The organism is Verrucosispora sp. WMMD1129 (assembly GCF_029581255.1).
In the GTDB taxonomy this organism is placed as follows: Bacteria; Actinomycetota; Actinomycetes; order Mycobacteriales; family Micromonosporaceae; genus Micromonospora; species Micromonospora sediminimaris.
In genome coordinates, this window is record NZ_CP120741.1 from 1885093 (window position 1) to 1901656 (window position 16564).

Annotated in this window: 12 protein-coding genes; 5 read left to right on the forward strand and 7 right to left on the reverse strand. The window is 73.7% G+C overall.

All coding sequences use genetic code 11. From position 1 onward, the window contains the following. Positions 1-88 precede the first annotated feature (88 nt). Positions 89-466 carry a hypothetical protein gene (locus O7624_RS08590; protein ID WP_282239624.1) on the reverse strand — a complete coding sequence of 126 codons (378 nt, stop codon included), beginning with the start codon at positions 464-466 and terminating at the stop codon, positions 89-91. A 180-nt stretch (positions 467-646) separates the two neighbouring features. Between O7624_RS08590 and O7624_RS08595 the strand changes: the two genes are divergently transcribed. Continuing rightward, a complete protein-coding gene (locus O7624_RS08595; RefSeq protein WP_282239625.1) occupies positions 647-5215 on the forward strand; it encodes an ATP-dependent helicase in 4569 nt (1522 codons plus the stop codon). A 7-nt stretch (positions 5216-5222) separates the two neighbouring features. On the opposite strand, the gene O7624_RS08600 is transcribed toward O7624_RS08595, so the two are convergent. Further along, the gene (locus tag O7624_RS08600; RefSeq protein ID WP_282239626.1) at positions 5223-5828 is read right to left on the reverse strand and encodes a hypothetical protein; all 606 of its coding nucleotides are present in this window, start codon (positions 5826-5828) and stop codon (positions 5223-5225) included. Positions 5829-5982: 154 nt separating this feature from the next. Between O7624_RS08600 and O7624_RS08605 the strand changes: the two genes are divergently transcribed. Then, on the forward strand, positions 5983-6894 hold the full coding sequence (locus O7624_RS08605) for an SAM-dependent chlorinase/fluorinase (RefSeq protein ID WP_282239627.1): 912 nt from the start codon (positions 5983-5985) through the stop codon (positions 6892-6894). A 26-nt stretch (positions 6895-6920) separates the two neighbouring features. After that, positions 6921-7163 carry a CPCC family cysteine-rich protein gene (locus O7624_RS08610; RefSeq protein WP_093410170.1) on the forward strand — a complete coding sequence of 81 codons (243 nt, stop codon included), beginning with the start codon at positions 6921-6923 and terminating at the stop codon, positions 7161-7163. Positions 7164-7252: 89 nt separating this feature from the next. Here O7624_RS08610 and O7624_RS08615 read toward each other — a convergent pair whose 3' ends face one another. Beyond that, positions 7253-8455, reverse strand: a complete 1203-nt coding sequence (locus O7624_RS08615; RefSeq protein ID WP_282239628.1) for a hypothetical protein — start codon at positions 8453-8455, stop codon at positions 7253-7255. A 110-nt stretch (positions 8456-8565) separates the two neighbouring features. Here O7624_RS08615 and O7624_RS08620 point away from each other — a divergent pair, with 110 nt between their 5' ends. Together O7624_RS08620 and O7624_RS08625 are read left to right on the forward strand one after the other, a co-directional pair. Next, a complete protein-coding gene (locus O7624_RS08620) occupies positions 8566-9369 on the forward strand; it encodes a DNA-formamidopyrimidine glycosylase family protein (protein WP_282239629.1) in 804 nt (267 codons plus the stop codon). A gap of 273 nt (positions 9370-9642) precedes the next feature. Then, entirely contained in the window at positions 9643-13368 is a 3726-nt protein-coding gene (locus O7624_RS08625; protein WP_282239630.1) for a hypothetical protein, read from the forward strand. An 83-nt stretch (positions 13369-13451) separates the two neighbouring features. On the opposite strand, the gene O7624_RS08630 is transcribed toward O7624_RS08625, so the two are convergent. The 4 genes from O7624_RS08630 to O7624_RS08645 form a co-directional block, all read right to left on the reverse strand. Continuing rightward, positions 13452-14234 (reverse strand): hypothetical protein, encoded by a 783-nt coding sequence (locus O7624_RS08630; protein WP_093410163.1) that lies wholly within the window; start codon positions 14232-14234, stop codon positions 13452-13454. Positions 14235-14272: 38 nt separating this feature from the next. Then, the gene (locus tag O7624_RS08635; RefSeq protein WP_093410160.1) at positions 14273-15133 is read right to left on the reverse strand and encodes a PspA/IM30 family protein; all 861 of its coding nucleotides are present in this window, start codon (positions 15131-15133) and stop codon (positions 14273-14275) included. Between the two features lie 183 nt (positions 15134-15316). Beyond that, positions 15317-15775, reverse strand: coding sequence for a helix-turn-helix transcriptional regulator (locus O7624_RS08640; protein ID WP_282239631.1), 459 nt, complete (start codon positions 15773-15775; stop codon positions 15317-15319). Between the two features lie 270 nt (positions 15776-16045). Continuing rightward, positions 16046-16549 (reverse strand): CinA family protein, encoded by a 504-nt coding sequence (locus O7624_RS08645; RefSeq protein ID WP_093410415.1) that lies wholly within the window; start codon positions 16547-16549, stop codon positions 16046-16048. Between the last annotated feature and the right edge of the window lie 15 nt (positions 16550-16564).

Here is a 16564-nt window from a genome sequence, read left to right on the forward strand (position 1 = left end):
CAGACGACAGTCCAGCGCGCGACGCGTGGTTTTCCCGAAGTAAACACACTTTCGCCGGCAAAGCGGCTAAAAGCCGGTAACGACCGAATCAGTTGTGCGCGGCGACGTCCGGCGCGGCGCTGTCACCGCGACCCGGGCGGCCCTCGACGACCAGGTCCGGCCGGCCCAGTTGGGACGCGGCCCGGTTGACCAGCCGCTGCGCGGCGGCCAGGGACCGTACGGACAACAACCGGCCTCGGCTCTCGCGGCGCAGGACGAAGTAGTGCACGGCGGCCCGCACCTGGGCACGGTCGGCGGCGCTGGCCTGCGCGGTGGAGAGGACCAGCTCGCGTAGGCAACTGGCGAGCCGCTCGGCCAGTTCGAGTTCCGGGCCGTGCAGCCCGGCGCGCAGGGCGGTGACGTGGCTGTCCACCTTGCGGATCAGGATGTCGGTGCCGGGCCTTGAACTCCGCTCCTCGACGGCCATCCGACCCCCTCCGCCGCTCACCACACCGCGAGTGAAGTTACTTTATGTTGCTCGGCAAGAGCAAGCAGTTAAGTGAGACTTAACGGATTCTTGGCGCAAGTCACCTTAAACGCCTTAACAGGTGACTCGCCGCCCGGCTCGCGACGGACGAATGTCGGTGCCCGGGGGCAGGATTGGTTCGTGGCGGATTCCAGCACGACCCCGGGCGAGCAGGTGCTCTCCCGGTTCGGCCCGGCGACCCGGGAATGGTTCGGTGCGGCGTTCGCCGCGCCGACGGCGGCGCAGGCCGGTGCCTGGAACGCGGTCGCCGCCGGCCGGCACGCCCTGGTCGTGGCGCCCACCGGCTCCGGCAAGACCCTCGCGGCATTCCTGTGGTCACTCGACCGGCTGTCCCGCGAGACGACCCCCGCCGACCCTCGACAGCGCTGCCGGGTGCTCTACGTCAGTCCGCTCAAGGCGCTCGCGGTCGACGTCGAGCGCAACCTGCGCGCCCCGCTCACCGGCATCCGGCAGGCCGCCACCCGGCTCGCCCTGCCCCCGCCGGAGATCACCGTCGGGATGCGTACCGGTGACACCCCCGCCGACGAGCGGCGGGCCTTCGCCCGTACCCCGCCGGACATCCTGATCACCACGCCGGAGTCGCTGTTCCTGCTGCTCACCTCCGCCGCACGGGACTCGCTGCGCGGCGTGGAGACGGTGATCGTCGACGAGGTGCACGCGGTCGCCGGCACCAAACGCGGCGCCCACCTGGCCCTCTCCCTGGAGCGGCTCGACGAGTTGCTGCCCGCCCCGGCACAGCGCATCGGGCTCTCCGCCACCGTCCGACCGCTGGACGAGTGCGCCCGCTTCCTCGGCGGTGCCCGCCCGGTCGACGTGGTGGCCCCGGCGACCGCCAAGACGATCGAGGTCAGCGTCCAGGTGCCGGTGGAGGACATGACCCGCCTCGACGAGCAGCCGAGCCCGGAGGACGAGCTCGCCGGTCCCCGCACGGCGTCCATCTGGCCGGCCGTCGAGGAACGGGTCTTCGCCCTGATCAGGGCACACCGTTCGACGATCGTCTTCACCAACTCCCGACGCAGCGCCGAACGCCTCTGCGCCCGGCTCAACGAGCTGGCCGCCGACGAGACAGCCGCCGCGACGCCACCCGCGACCGGCCCGGCGGCCCGGACACCCGCCGAGATGATGGCCCAGGCCGGCGCGGTCTCCGGGGCCCCGCCGGTGATCGCCCGGGCGCACCACGGCAGCGTCTCCCGGGAGGAACGCCGGCAGATCGAGGAGGCGCTCAAGGCGGGCCGGCTGCCGGCGGTGGTGGCCACCTCCAGCCTCGAACTCGGCATCGACATGGGCGCGGTCGACCTCGTCGTGCAGATCGAGGCACCGCCCAGCGTGGCCGCCGGCCTGCAACGGGTCGGCCGGGCCGGGCACCAGGTCGGCGCGGTGTCGCGGGGGGTGGTCCTGCCCAAGCACCGAGGCGACCTGCTCTCCTGCGCCGTGGTCGCCGAGCGGATGGGCGAGGCCGCCATCGAGGAGCTGCACCACCCCCGCAACCCCCTGGACGTGCTCGCCCAGCAGGTCGTCGCGATGGTCGCCCTGGACGAGTGGCGGGTCGGCGACCTGGCGACCGTCGTCCGTCGGGCCGCGCCCTTCGCCGAGCTGCCCGACTCCGCGCTGCACGCCGTCCTGGACATGCTCTCCGGCCGCTACCCGTCGACCGCCTTCGCCGAGCTTCGCCCCCGGCTGGTGTGGGATCGCGCGACCGACGTGCTGACCGGCCGTCCCGGCGCGCAACGGCTGGCGGTGACAAGTGGCGGCACCATTCCCGACCGGGGCCTGTTCGGCGTCTTCCTGGCCGGGGCGGAACGGGCCGCCCGGGTCGGCGAGCTGGACGAGGAGATGGTCTACGAGTCCCGCGTCGGCGACGTCTTCCTGCTCGGTTCCTCGTCCTGGCGGATCGAGGAGATCACGCCGGACCGGGTGCTGGTCTCCCCCGCCCCCGGGCAGGCGGCGAAGATGCCGTTCTGGAAGGGCGACCAGCCGGGCCGGCCGGTGGAACTGGGCCGGGCGATCGGCGCCCGGGTACGCGCCCTGCTCCGGCAGGACACCGAACAGGCCACCGCCACGCTGCGGGCCACCGGGTTGGACGACTGGGCCGCCGGAAACCTGCTGACCTACCTGCACGAGCAACGGGCGGCGACCCGGGCCCTGCCGGACGACCGGACGGTCGTCGTCGAGCGCTTCCGCGACGAGCTGGGTGACTGGCGGCTGGCTGTGCACAGCGTCCTGGGCGCCCGGGTCAACGCGCCCTGGGCGTTGGCCATCGGCCGCCGGCTGGCCGAGCGCTACGGCGTCGACGCGCAGGTGATGCCCGCCGACGACGGGATCGTGGTCCGGCTGCCGGACACCGCCGACACTCCGCCCGGCGCCGACGTGGTGGCCTTCGATCCGGAGGAGATCGCCCAGCTGGTGGAGGAGTCGGTCGGCACCTCGGCGCTGTTCGCCGCCCGGTTCCGGGAGTGCGCCGCCCGGTCGCTGCTGCTGCCGCGCCGGGATCCGCGTCGCCGCCAGCCGCTCTGGCAGCAACGACAACGCGCCGCCCAACTGCTCGACGTGGCCCGCGAGTACGCCGACTTCCCGGTCACCCTGGAGGCGGCGCGGGAGTGCCTCCAGGACGTCTTCGATCTGCCCGCCCTGACCGAGGTCATGCGCGACCTGGCCGGCCGCCGGGTGCGCCTGGTCGAGGTGGAGAGCGCCCGGCCGTCGCCGTTCGCCCGCTCGCTGCTCTTCGGCTACGTCGGCGCCTTCCTCTACGAGGGCGACGCGCCGCTGGCGGAACGCCGGGCCGCCGCCCTCACCCTGGATTCGGCCCTGCTCGGTGAGCTGCTCGGCCGGGTCGACCTGCGCGAGCTGCTCGACCCGGCGGTGCTCGCCGAGACCGAACGACAACTGCGCTGGCTCACCACTCAACGCCGTACCCGCGACGCCGAGGACGTGATCGAGCTGCTGCGGCAGCTCGGCGACCTGAGCACCGGTGAGCTGGCCGAACGCGGGGCACCCGAGGCGTGGCTGACCGAGCTGGCCGCCGCCCGGCGGGTGCTGCGGGTGCGCATCGCCGGGCAGGAACGCTGGGTCGGCGTCGAGGATGCCGGCCGGCTCCGGGACGCTCTCGGCGTCGCCCTACCGGTAGGTGTCGCCGAGGCGTACCTCGAACCGGTCGCCGACCCGCTCGGCGACCTGGTGGCCCGGTACGCCCGCACCCACACCCCGTTCACCGCCGCCGGCTGCGCGGCCCGCTTCGGGCTCGGGGTCTTCGTGGTCGAGCAGACCCTGCGCCGGTTGGCCGTCACCGGCCGGGTGGTCTCCGGCGAGTTCACCCCGGACACGGCCGGCACCCAGTGGTGCGACGTCGAGGTGCTGCGCCTGCTGCGCCGCCGTTCCCTCGCCGCGCTACGCCGCGAGATCGAACCGGTACCGCCGCAGGCCCTGGCCACCTTCCTGCCCCGCTGGCAGCAGGTGGGCTCCTCGGCTCGCGGGGTCGAGGCGGTGGCCGCGACTATCGAGCAGTTGCAAGGTGCCTCGGTGCCCGCGTCGGCGCTGGAACGGCTGGTGCTGCCCGCCCGGGTCGCCGACTACTCCCCTGCCCAGCTCGACGAGCTGTGCGCCAGTGGCGAGGTGCTGTGGGCCGGCGCAGGGGCGATCTCCGGTGGGGACGGCTGGGTCAGCCTGGCGTACGCCGACTCGGCTCCGCTGCTGCTTCCGCCGCCGGATGACACCCTCGCCCGTACGCCCCTGCACGATGCGGTGCTGGACGCCCTCGACGACGGGCAGGCGCTGTTCTTCCGGCCCCTGGCCGATCGGGTCGGCGCCACCGACGACGCCGAGCTGACCGCGGTCATCTGGGACCTGGTCTGGGCCGGTCACCTCACCAACGACACCCTGGCACCGTTGCGGGCGGTGCTGGGCGCCGGTGGCGCGCACCGCGCCCGCCCGACCGCCGCCCGTGGGCGTTACCGCCGCCCGGGACGGGTGGCACTGCCCAGTCGCGGTGGGCCGCCCACGGTGGCCGGGCGCTGGTCGCGGTTGCCGGAGCGGGACACCGACCCGACCCGCCGCGCCGCCGCGCTCGCCGACGTCCTGCTCGAACGGCACGGGGTGCTGACCCGGGGCGCGGTCGTGGCAGAGCAGGTCATGGGGGGTTTCGCCGCCGTCTACCCGGTGCTGTCCGCCCTTGAGGAGCGCGGCGCGGCCCGGCGCGGCTACTTCGTCGACGGGCTGGGCGCGGCGCAGTTCGCGGTGCCCGGCGCGGTGGACCGGATCCGCGCCGGTGCCGATCCGCTCGACGGTGGCCGGCGGGGCGGGGCCACTGTGGTGCTGGCGGCCACCGATCCCGCGAACCCGTACGGTGCGGCGCTGCCCTGGCCGGAGCGCGCCGTCGACTCCGGTGACGCGGCCTTACCGCCGACCACCGGGCACCGGGCGGGTCGCAAGGCCGGGGCGTTGGTCGTGCTGGTCGAGGGCGAGTTGGCGCTCTACGTGGAGCGGGGCGGGCGGACGCTGCTCTCCTTCACCGACGACGTCGACGCGCTGGCCGCGGCCGGCAAGGCCCTGGCCGACGCCGTCCACTCCGGCGCGCTGGGCCCGATCTCGGTGGAGCGCGCCGACGGCGAGTCCGTACGCTCTTCGCCGCTGCGCGACGCCCTGACCGCCGCCGGCTTCCGCACCACCCCGCGCGGCCTCCGGCTGCGTACGTAGAGCGACTTCAGCGGAGTTTGTCGAGGACCTTCTCGTAGCGGGGGCGGTCGGCGGGCGGGGTCGGCGCCTCAAGGTAGTTGAGCACCACGGTGCCGTTGCGGTAGGCGGCGCCGCTCCACCGCTCGGCCAGGTCACCGGCGCTGCTCTCGTCCGGGAAGACGTAGACGGCCACGTTGTCGGTCACGACCAGCTCCGAGCAGCCCAACCCCAACCCGTCCGGCCCACAGTCGACGGACCGGTCCCGGACGTTTGCCGCCTTGAGCCCGGCGGCCCGGAACGCGGCCACGACCTCCCGGCCGGTCGGTTCGCCGGCCTGGCGCGGTGGTAGCTCCACCGGCGGCGGGCTCGGCGGCCGTCGCTCGGTGCTGCCGTCGGGCTTCGGCCCGGGGGTCGCCGGATGGGTCGACGGCGGCGGCACGGCACTGCCCGGGGCGGTCGGGCTCGCCGCGCCGGTCGGCGGAGTTGCGGCGTCCGGGCCGGCCGGTGGGGTCGGATCCGCCGTTGGGTTGCCGACTGTCGGCGCGGCGGCGGGCTGGTCCTGATCGGCACCGCATCCGGCGAGGGCGATGGTGGCCATGAGCAGAACGACGGTTGGCAGCATCCGGTGACTCACCCCCGCAGTCTGTCCAACCGGGACCGCCACCGGCAGTGGCCGGTCGGTCAGCCACGCTGTCGGCAATCCGGCATCAGGAAACGCCGGAGCCGCGGCTCCCGCACCGGCGCCATCGGCACCTGTGGCGGCGGATACCGGCGTACGATCCGGTGCCGTGACCAGCAGTGCCGCCCGCGAGTCCCGGCCACCGGCCGAGGCCCTCTCGCTGACCACCGACTACGGCCTCGCCGACGGCTTCGTGGCGGTCTGCCACGGGGTGATCGCCCGGGTCGCGCCAGCGCTGCGGGTCATCGACGTGACCCACCTGGTGCCGCCGGGTGACATCCGGCGGGGCGCGGCGGTGCTGGCCCAGACCGTGCCGCATCTGCCGCCCGGGGTGCACGTGGCGGTGGTCGACCCCGGGGTCGGTACGAACCGCCGGGGTGTCGCGCTGGGCACCCCCGGTGGCCTGCTGGTGGGACCCGACAACGGCCTGCTGCTGAACGCCGCCGAGGCGCTCGGCGGGGTGACCGAGGCGGTGGAGCTGACCAATCCGCGCTGGCTGGCACCCCGGGTGTCGGCCACCTTCCACGGGCGGGACGTCTTCGCCCCGGTCGCGGCCCGCCTGGCTCTCGGCGCCCCGCTGGCCGAGGCCGGCCCGCCGGTCGAGCCGGCGACGCTGGTGCGGCTCCCCGAACCGCTGGTGCACCGACTGCCGGACGGGTTCGTGGCCGAGGTGGTGACGGTGGACCATTTCGGCAACGTCCAGTTGGCCGCCCCGGCCGAGCTGCTGGACCCGCTGCCGGCGCGGGTGCGGGTAGGTCCGGCGACCGGCGAGCCGGCGCACGACCCGGCCGCCGAGGACGGCCCGACGGGTGTCGGCAGGTGGGACCGGGACGTGGTGCACGGACGTACGTTCGGCGACGCCCCGGTTGGTGCCCTGGTGGCGCACGCCGACTCCGCCGGCCGGGTCGCGCTCTCCGTCAACGGTGGACACGCCGCCGAACTGCTCGCGGTGGCCCCGGGTACGCTGCTGCGGGTCCGGGGTTACAGCGTCGTGGGGGACGCTTCCGGACAACACGGATGAAGCGTCTACTGTGGAAAGCTGTCAAGGTGGATGATCGCTGGGTTCCCGCCGCTTGTCCCTGCTGCGCGTACCGGACCGGCGGCGGCACCTGCCCGGTCTGTTTCTGGACAGATGACGGTCAGGGCGACGCCGACGCGGACGCCGTACGCGGCGGGGCGAACGGGGACTTGAGCCTCTCGCACGCCCGCCTCAACTTCGCCGTCTACGGTGCCTGCCACCCCCGGTACCAGGAGCTGGTGCGCACGCCGAGACCGGAGGAGCTGCCCTGAGCCAGCCGGCACGGGCAGCCCAGCGCACCCGCTGACGCGGCGAGCCGGGCCGGCCTGGGAGGACGCCGACCCGGCTCTGGGTGCCGGCCTCAGCAGAGCGGCACCGACCCACCCCAGACCGTCGAGATGTAGGCGTGGCTGACGAACTGACCGCTGGCCAGGCGGTTCCACCGGTTTGTCGTCCGGTACGGACCGGCGATCGTCTGCCCGATGACGTAGCACTGGATCGGCACGTTGGCGTACTGGGCGGCCAGGCCCCGGGACTGGTAGCTCGTGCTGGGGCCGGACCGCACGGTCAGTGGCCCGTCGCCGACCACCCCTCGGGGACCGGTGCCGGTCCACAGGTACGCCACGTCGACCCAGGCGTTGGTGGACAGCTGCAACCCGTCCCAGAACGTCCCGTCGGCGAGGTCGATCCCGGCCGGGTTGAGCACCACCCGCCCGAACTGGTCCCGCCCGCCGTTGTAGCCGTTCTGGTAGGCGGCCTGCGCCTGCGGTCTACCCTGCGGCAGCGCCTTCCAGTTCTCCCGCACGGCACTGAGGTTCCAGTAGTCGTCGCGGGTGTTCCACGGCCCGACGTCCCAGACCGGGGCGTACTCGCAGCGGCTGCCGGTGATGGTGCAGACCCGCACGGTGTAGTCACCGGTGTTGCGCGGAGACAGGCCCCGGCGGGAGGGCAACGCGACGAAGTGGTCCCGGGCGCGGACCGTGTGCCCGTTGGCGGTCAACTCGCCGACCAGTCCGATTCGGGTCGCGTACACCCGGTAGGTAAGGCCGGGGGTGGCGGCGGTGACCGCGGCGACGGTGTCGGCGGTGAGCCGGACGGCGCGGACCTCGGTGCTGGCACCGGAGGGGCTGCCGGTCAGCACCACCCGGGCCTGTACCCGCCGGACCGGCCGGTCGAAGACCGCAGCCGGCGCGGCGTCGCGCCACTCGGTCCAGCCGGCCGTCCGCCAACCGCGGACCTGGACGATCGCGGTGGCACCGGGCCAGCTGGCGGCGGTGACCTGGGCGCGGATCCGGGTGGCCGGGCGGCTGAGGGTACGCGGTGTGGCCACCAGCATGCCCTCGGCCACCGCGCTGCGCCGGGCCGGCACGCCGGGTGGCCGGGCGTCGGCCAGTCGCAGGCCAGCACGGGTGTGTCGCACGTTGACGTCGTCGGCATCGACGACCGACAGGTCGGCGGTCCACCGGTCGGCGCGACCGGCCGAGGAAGCGGAGTGGGGATGGAGGGTGACGGCGAGGACGGTGGCCAGGACGACGGCCAGGACGGAACTGCGGGGACGATTCATCGGCATTCTCCTCAGAACTCCCCGATAGTGCCTATATCCGTAGATCGAACAGAAGCGCCATACAAATAGCGATACATGTGAATTGCGCTCGGGTGAGGGAGAATGGTGCCGTGCCCGAAGGTGACACCGTCTGGAACACCGCCCGCGTCCTGGAACGCGCGCTGGTCGGTGCCCGGCTGACCGGCAGCGATTTCCGGGTGCCCTCGCTCGCCACCACCGACCTCACGGGCTGGTCGGTACGCGACAGCGCGAGCCGGGGCAAACACCTGCTGCTCCGGCTGGACGCCCCCGCCGACGTCGGTGAGTCGCGCTGGACGCTGCACTCGCACCTGCGGATGGACGGCACCTGGCGGGCGTACGCCCCCGGGGAGCGGTGGACCGCCCGACCGGCGCACCTGATCCGGGTGGTGCTACGCACCCCGGTCGCGACCGCCGTCGGTTACCACCTGCACGAGGTGGCGCTGGTGCCCACCGCCGACGAGGAGCGCCTCGTCGGTCACCTGGGCCCCGACCTGCTCGGCGGCGACTGGGATCCGGCCGAGGCGGTCCGTCGGCTCGCCGCCCACCCGGACACCCCGGTCGGCGTGGCCCTGCTCGACCAGCGCATCCTGGCCGGCGTCGGCAACCTCTACAAGTGCGAGGTGCTGTTCCTCCGCGGCGTGCATCCCCGCACCCCCGTGCGGGAGGTGCCCGACCTCACCGGCCTGGTGACGCTGGCCCAGAAGTTGCTGGCCGCGAACCGGGGCCGCTGGACGCAGAGCACCACCGGCGCGCTGGGGCGTGGCCGGACCAGCTACGTGTACGGGCGACGGGCACAGCCGTGCCGGCGCTGCGGCACCGCCATTCGCAAGGAGGAACTGGGCGACCGGGTCACCTACTGGTGCCCCACCTGCCAGCCCGGTGACCCGGCCTGAGCCCGCATCTTCCACCCGCCGGACAGGGCGCTGCCGTGCATCTTCCACGCGACGGTCTGGGCAGGTCGGAGCCGGTGGATGGCCGGTCACGCGACCGGCGCGGAGTGGCGGCGGCGACACGCCGGCAGCTCGGCAGATTGGCACGAAAGGGGACTTCCTAACCGACCATCGCACGTCGCATGCTGCGGTTGAGGGCTCACGGAATGTCAGCACGCGTGTCCGCGCCGCCACGTCGGGGTGGTGGCCGCCGCGCCCAGGATCACCGGGAGAGCCATGGCCGTGTTCCGCAGACTCCGGTCGACCTGGCTGGACCGCGCCGCCCGCAGCGACCAGCCGGGCGAACCGGGCACCGTCCCCAGCACCCGAACCGCCCCGGACACGGAGAACGGCACACACACCCGCCCTGACACCGACGAAACCGGTTCCGGCGGCCCCTCCCCGGGCGCACCGACGCGGGCACCGGCGACGCCCGAGCGGACGCATCCGGAACCGGCGCCGTCCAGGCCGCCGCGCCCGGGGCCGGCGAGTCTGGATCCGGCGGCGGTGCCCCGCTGCTTCGGTCCGGTGCCCAACCACGCCTACAGTCCGCTGCCCGTCCACGACGAGGACGGGCAGGTGGTGGCCGGCACCGGGTTGCGTAAGTTCATCGACCCGCTGCCCGGCCTGGGCGAGCTGGGGCGTACTCCGCTCGGCGCTCACCTGCCGGTCGCCGTGCCCGACACGATCACCTATCCCGGTTGCGACTACTACGAGATCGGGTTGCAGGAGTACACCCAGCGGCTGCACCGGGACCTGCCGGCGACCCGGCTGCGCGGCTACCGCCAGCTCAACCTGGGCACCAACCCGGACGGGCACAACACGGTCACCCCGCCCCGACGACCCTGGCATCTCGGTCCGGTCGTGCTCGCCCGACGCGGCCGGCCGGTACGCGTCAAGTTCATCAACCAGCTGCCTACCGGCGACCTCTTCCTGCCGGTCGACCCGACGGTGCCCGGCGCCGGCCCGGGGCCCCTCGACGGGCCGGCACCCTACCCGCAGAACCGGGCGGTGCTGCATCTCTGCGGGGCGCTCACCGGCTGGATCAGCGCCGGCAGCCCCTGGCAGTGGATCACCCCGGCGGGCGAGATCACCCCCTACCCCACAGGTGCCGGTCTGGCCCACGTGCCGGACATGACCCACCCCGGGCAGGGTGCCACCACCCTCTACTACCCGAACGACCAGAGCGGGCGGCTGCTCTGGTTCCACGACAACACCGTCGGGCTGTCCCGGCTGACCGTCTACTCCGGGCAGTTGGCGCTCTACCTGCTCACCGACGACGCGCAGGAGCGGTTGATCGACGACGGGACGCTGCCCGCCGAGCAGTTGCCGCTGGTCTTCGAGGACAAGACGTTCGTGCCGGACGACGCCCAGCTCGCCGCGCAGGATCCGACCTGGGACCGGGACCGCTGGGGCGCCCGGGGCTCCCTCTGGCACCCGCACGTCTACCAGTCCCGCCAGAACCCGTACCGTCGCGACGGCATCAACCCGACTGGCCGGTGGGATTACGGGCCCTGGTCGCGTACCGCCGCAGCGGATCCCGACGCCTCCGCCACCGCGGTGCCCAACCCGCACCACGACCCGGTGACCGAGCCGGACGAGCCGCCGGAAGCGCCCGCTGTGCCGCACCCCAGCGCCGTGCCCGCCGCGTACGGCGACACGGTCCTGGTCAACGGTGCCGCGTACCCCTATCTGGAGGTGCAGCCGAAGGTCCACCGGTGGCGCATCCTCAACGCCTGCACCGACCGCTGGCTCAACCTTCAGCTGTACCGCGCCGCCTCGGACGTGCCGATGTGGACGCCGGAGGGCACCTTGGCCGACCCCGATGCCGGTGAGGTGCCGATGGTCGACGCGGTACGGGCCCCCGGCCGGCCGACGGACTGGCCCACCGACGGGCGGCCCGGCGGCGTGCCGGACCCGACAGCGGCCGGCCCGCAGATGATCCGGATCGGCAACGATTGCGGCCTACTGCCGGCACCCGTGGTGGTGCCGAACCGCCCGATCGGCTTCCGCTACGACCGACGCGACCCGACCGTGCTCAACGTCGACGGCCACGCGTTGCTGCTCGCCCCCGGCGAGCGGGCCGATGTGCTGGTGGATCTCGCCACCGTCGACCCCGGCACCACCCTGATCCTCTACAACGACTGCCCCGCCCCGCTGCCCTGCTTCGACCCCCGCTACGACCACCACACCGGTGGCCCCGACCGCACCGCCGAGGGCGGCGCGCCGCCGACCGTACCCGGGTACGGGCCGAACACCCGCACCCTGATGCAGCTACGGGTGACCGGCACCCCGGCATCGCCGTACGACCTCGACCGGCTGCGGGACCGCCTGTCCGCCGCGTACGCGGCCAGCCAGCGTCCTCCGGTCGTGCCGCAACCGGCCTACGATCCCTGCTTCGGCACCAGCAGCGCCCCGACCCGGATCCCGGTGCACGCCACCACCGTCGAGTTCACCCCGCCCGGCGGCGCACCGGTCAGCCTGCTGCTGAACCTTAAGTCCGTCCGACAGGTCTTCGAGCCCGGGTACGGGCGGCTCACCGGCCGGCTCGGGGTGGCACACCCCCACGGCGGACCGTGCGGCGAGGCCACCCTGCCGCTCGGTCCCACCGAACCGGCGACCGAGGTGGTGCACGCCAGCGACCCGGCCCTGTCGGTCGGCACACCGGGCGACGGCAGCCAACTCTGGCGGGTACGCGGCTCCGGGCGGCAGAGCCACCCGGTGCGGTTCGACGGCCTGGACGTTCAGGTGGTCGGTCGGGTCGGCCGGGACGGCGCAATCCGGCCGCCGCACCCCGGCGAACTCGGCTGGAAGCAGGTGGTACGCGTCGATCCCGGCGAGGACGTGCTGCTCGCGCTCCGCCCCGAAGCACCGGCCCTACCATTCAAGATCGGCGACAGCGTACGGCTGCTCGACCCGACCCGGCCGGCCGGTACCCGGCTCGACTCCACTCCGGTCAGCCCCGTCGACGGGCAACCCGCCGCGGTCGTCAACCAACTCGTCAACCTGGGCTGGGAGTACCGCTGGGGCAGCGCGGCGGGCGGTCACCGGGACCAGGGCATGAGCCGCCCGCTGGTGGTCCGGGTCTCGCCCCGGGCACCGACCGGGCTCACCGCGGCACCCGCCCCCGGCTCGGCGACCGCGCTGCCGGCGATCACCCTCGCCTGGACCGGCAACGGCAGCCGGCCACCGGCCACCAGCCACCTGCTGCAACGGGCCACCGACGCGACCTTCACGAACGGGTTGACCACCATCACCGTGGCGGCGACCGCGACCCGCTACACCGACGCCACCGTCACCCCCGGCGTCACCTACCACTACCGCATCCGCGCCGAGAACGCGGCCAGCTGCTCCACCTGGTCGAACAGCGTTCCCGCATCGGTGCAGCTCACCGCGCCGGCCAAGCTGACCGCGACCATTCCACCCGCCGCGCCGCTGCGGGTCGCGCTGCGCTGGGCCAACCACTCCTTCGCCACCGGCATCGACGTGCAACGCGCCACAAACCCGACCTTCACCAGCGGGCCGGGCACCACCGCGATAAGCGTCGGCGACAACCACCTGGACCCGGCGGTCGCGCCCGACACGACCTACTACTACCGGGTACGCACCACCTACCTGGGCGCCGCGTCACCCTGGTCCACCGTGGCGACGGTGACCACCCCACCCGCACCCGGCACACCGACCTCGGTCAGCGCGGCCACCACCGCCCCCGGCCCGGACACCGCCACCGTGGTCCTGGGCTGGTCCGCCAGCACGCCCGCCGGCCAGGGCGCCGGTTTCACCGTGGAGCGGGCCCTGGATCCGGCGTTCACCCGGGAACTGGCCACCTTCACGGTCACCGGTCGCGGCTTCACCAACACCGGCCTGGCCCGGGGGGTCACCTACCACTACCGGGTGCGCTCGTTCAACGTCGTCGGCGCCTCCCCGTACACCGGCCCCATCCCGATCACCACCCCACCGTGACCGGTGGCCTCGCCAGACCAGCCGGTTGTTGACCAAGAGGTTCGGGTCGTAGACGTGGCCGGATCCTGACGAAAACCTCTTGATCAACCCAATGGGGCGGGGCGCGAGACCGTGCGTAGCTCAGACAGGGCTGAGGCGAAGCCGTGGAGGAGGTCCGTGGCTTCGGTGAGGCGGGCGGCGGCGGGGTGTTCGGTCTCGGGGCGGTACTCCTCGGCCAGATAGCCGGCGGCGGCGACCACCAGACGCTCGTACGCCGCCACGCCCGTCTCCAACTGCCCGGTGAGCGCCTGATGCGCCTCGGCCAGCGGCGGCTTGGCGTCGGCGGGGGCGAGGCGGACCGCGCGTTCCACGCTGGCGACCCGGTTGGCCAGCTCGCGTAGCGACTGCTCGGCGGCGGAGGCTTCGGCGACGGCCGGTTCGGCGAGGCCGGTCAGCCGGCCCGCCATGGAGGACATGGTCGCGGCGGCCCGGTCCAGGCGCTCCCACGGCTGGGCGGCGGCGGTGCCACGAAGCGCGGTGCGGGAGCGGACCCGACGCACCTCGGCCAGCACACCGGCACCGGCGGGGAGTCGTTCCACGGCGGCGACCAGGCGGGCCCGGTTGCGGGCGGCCACCTGGGCCGGATCCAACGGTGGCGGGGCGGGTTGGGCGGCGAGGGCGCGCAGGTCCACCCAGCGCCATGCGGCCAGGGCGGTGGCCGCGCCCGCGGCGGCGGCCCAGGCCGCGTCGGCGAGACCGATCCCGGCGTACGGGGTCAGCACCGCTGTCGCGCCGCCGAGCCCGCCGGCCAGGACGCTCCACCGGCGGGCGGAGCCACGCAGTCTGCTCAGCCGGCGGAAATACCGGGTGCGCTCGTCCGCTGCCACCGTCGCCTCCTCAGTCTCCGTCAGCCGGCGATTTCCACTCAGCCGGCGGCCGTGGTGTCGCCGGTGCCGCGCTCCCGGCTCATGCTGGCGCGGATCTCGTCGAGCCGGGCCACCCCGGGGTCGGCCGTGGCCGGCTGGTCGGCGACGGCATCCCGGTCCGCGCCCGCCCCGAGCTGGTCGCCGGCCATGCTGGCGCGGATCTGGTCCAGCCGGGCGGACCCGGCCGTGTCCAGCGTCGCCTTCTGGATCTCCAACATCCGACCCTCGGTCGAGTTGCCGGCCAGTTCGGCGCGGCCCATGGCGTTGGCGTAACGGCGTTCGATGCGCTCGCGTACCTCGTCGAGGGTGGGGGTGCTGCCCGGAGCGGTGAGCGCCGACATGGACTCCAGCGAGGCGGCGACGCTCTCCTGCATCTTGGCCTGCTCCAGCTGGCTGAGCAGCTTGGCGCGCTCGGCGAGCTTCTGTTGGAGGATCATGGAGTTGTTCTCCACCGCCCGGCGGGCCTGCCCGGCCGCGGCCAGCGCCTGGTCGTGCAGGGTCTTCAGGTCCTCCGCGGACTGTTCGGCGTTGACCAACTGGGTGGCCAGGGTCTGCGCGGACTGCTCGTACCGCCCGGCCTCGACCTCGTCACCCTTGGCCCGGGCCTGGTCGGCCAGGACCAGCGCCTGGCGGGCATTGGCCTGCAACCGCTCGACGTCGGACATCTGCCGGGACAGCTTCATCTCCAACTGCCGCTGGTTGCCGATCACGGCGGCGGCCTGCTGGACGAGCGCCTGGTGCTGCCGGTGCGCCTCGTCGATCGCCTGCTGGAGCTGCACCTTCGGGTCGGCGTGCTCGTCGATGCGGGCGCCGAAGAGCGCCATCAGGTACTTCCACCCCTTGACGAACGGGTTCGCCATCTCCGCGGTATCCCCTCAATCACGTCGCTGTGCCTGCCCCACCGCCGGGGAACCGGCTCGGCTACCAGCGATGGTGGCTCCATCGTCCCAGCCGGGCGCCAACCCGGGATCCGTACCGACGAGAGGGGACGTCCGCGATCAACCCTACGCGGCGGGAGCTACCGCGACCATCGGCCGCGAGGCTCAGGCGGCGCAGACCACGTCCCGGTCGCTGCGGTCGGCGGGCCGGACCCGGGCACTGCGCAGCGTGGCCTTGAGCGGGGAGTCCTGCCGCACCGAGACGGCGACGTTGCCGTCCGAGGTGACCTGGCGTACGCCCCGACCGGTCGCCTTGTGCACCGGCGCGGCGGCCACCGATGTCGACTCGGCTGGCTCGTCCTGCACCGGCACCAGCACGCCCGGCATCTGCTCGGCGAGCGCGACCGTGTCGCTGACCTCGCGCAGCAGCTCGGAAAGGCGGGCACCCAGCGCGTCGCAGATCGCCGCGAGCAACTCGCTGGAGGGCTCCTTCTGGCCGCGTTCGATCTCCGACAGGTAGCCCAGGCTGACGTTGGCTGCGGACGAGACCTCGCGCAGCGTGCGGTGCTGCCCCTGCCGGCGCGCCCGTAGTGCGTCACCGATCACCCGGCGTAGCAGGACCATCGCACCTCCCCTGAGGGACACAGTTCGCCCGGCCAACCGGTCTTACGGGAGCACCGGCTGTCGGAGCTTTCCCGCAACCGTACCCGCTGTGCGCCGCCGCGACATCCCGCCCCGCCCGGTCGTCCCACGGTCGCCGCCGACCGCTCGGTCAATCGACGGCGGCGCGGCTCTCCGACACGCAGGGACGACGGCACCCGGAGTGCCATCGATCCGCGCCGCCGAAGATCAGCAATATCGAAGAGCCGCACCATCGAAAGCGGCGGCAGCGGGTCAGGTCGGAGCCTGGATGTGGTCGGCCAGCAGGCGCAGCGCCTCCGTCACGGCCGTACCCCGCACCTGGTCGCGACCACCGTCGAGGTTCAGCTGCCGCACCTCGGTGCCGTCCGGCCCGGCAACCGCGACGAAGACGAGGCCGACCGGTTTGCCGTCCTGCGGTTCCGGTCCGGCCACGCCGGTGGTGGCCAGACCCCAGTCAGCACCACAGCGTCGCCGCCCACCCTCGGCGAGCGCCTTCGCCACGTCGGCATCGACCGGGCCACGCTCCGCCAGCAGTTGTGCCGGCACGTCAGCCAGCCGCTCCTTCAACTCGGTGGCGTAGACCACCAGCCCACCCCGGTAGACGGCACTCGCCCCGGCGATCTCCACGACCGTGGCGGCCAGCAGACCCCCGGTCAGCGACTCGACGGTGGCGAACGTCTCCCGCCGATCGGCGAGGCGGTGCACCACGCCCGCCGCCGCTGCGCCCATCGACCCCTCGCCCTCGCGTACACCCATGATCTGCATCCTGCC

Coding starts and splice junctions, on each gene's coding strand:
- O7624_RS08590 (WP_282239624.1), bottom strand. CDS start 466: ATGGCCGTCGAGGAGCGGAGTTCAAGGCCCGGCACCGACATCCTGATC.
- O7624_RS08615 (WP_282239628.1), bottom strand. CDS start 8,455: ATGAATCGTCCCCGCAGTTCCGTCCTGGCCGTCGTCCTGGCCACCGTC.
- O7624_RS08625 (WP_282239630.1), top strand. CDS start 9,643: ATGGCCGTGTTCCGCAGACTCCGGTCGACCTGGCTGGACCGCGCCGCC.
- O7624_RS08635 (WP_093410160.1), bottom strand. CDS start 15,133: ATGGCGAACCCGTTCGTCAAGGGGTGGAAGTACCTGATGGCGCTCTTC.
- O7624_RS08640 (WP_282239631.1), bottom strand. CDS start 15,775: ATGGTCCTGCTACGCCGGGTGATCGGTGACGCACTACGGGCGCGCCGG.
- O7624_RS08645 (WP_093410415.1), bottom strand. CDS start 16,549: ATGGGTGTACGCGAGGGCGAGGGGTCGATGGGCGCAGCGGCGGCGGGC.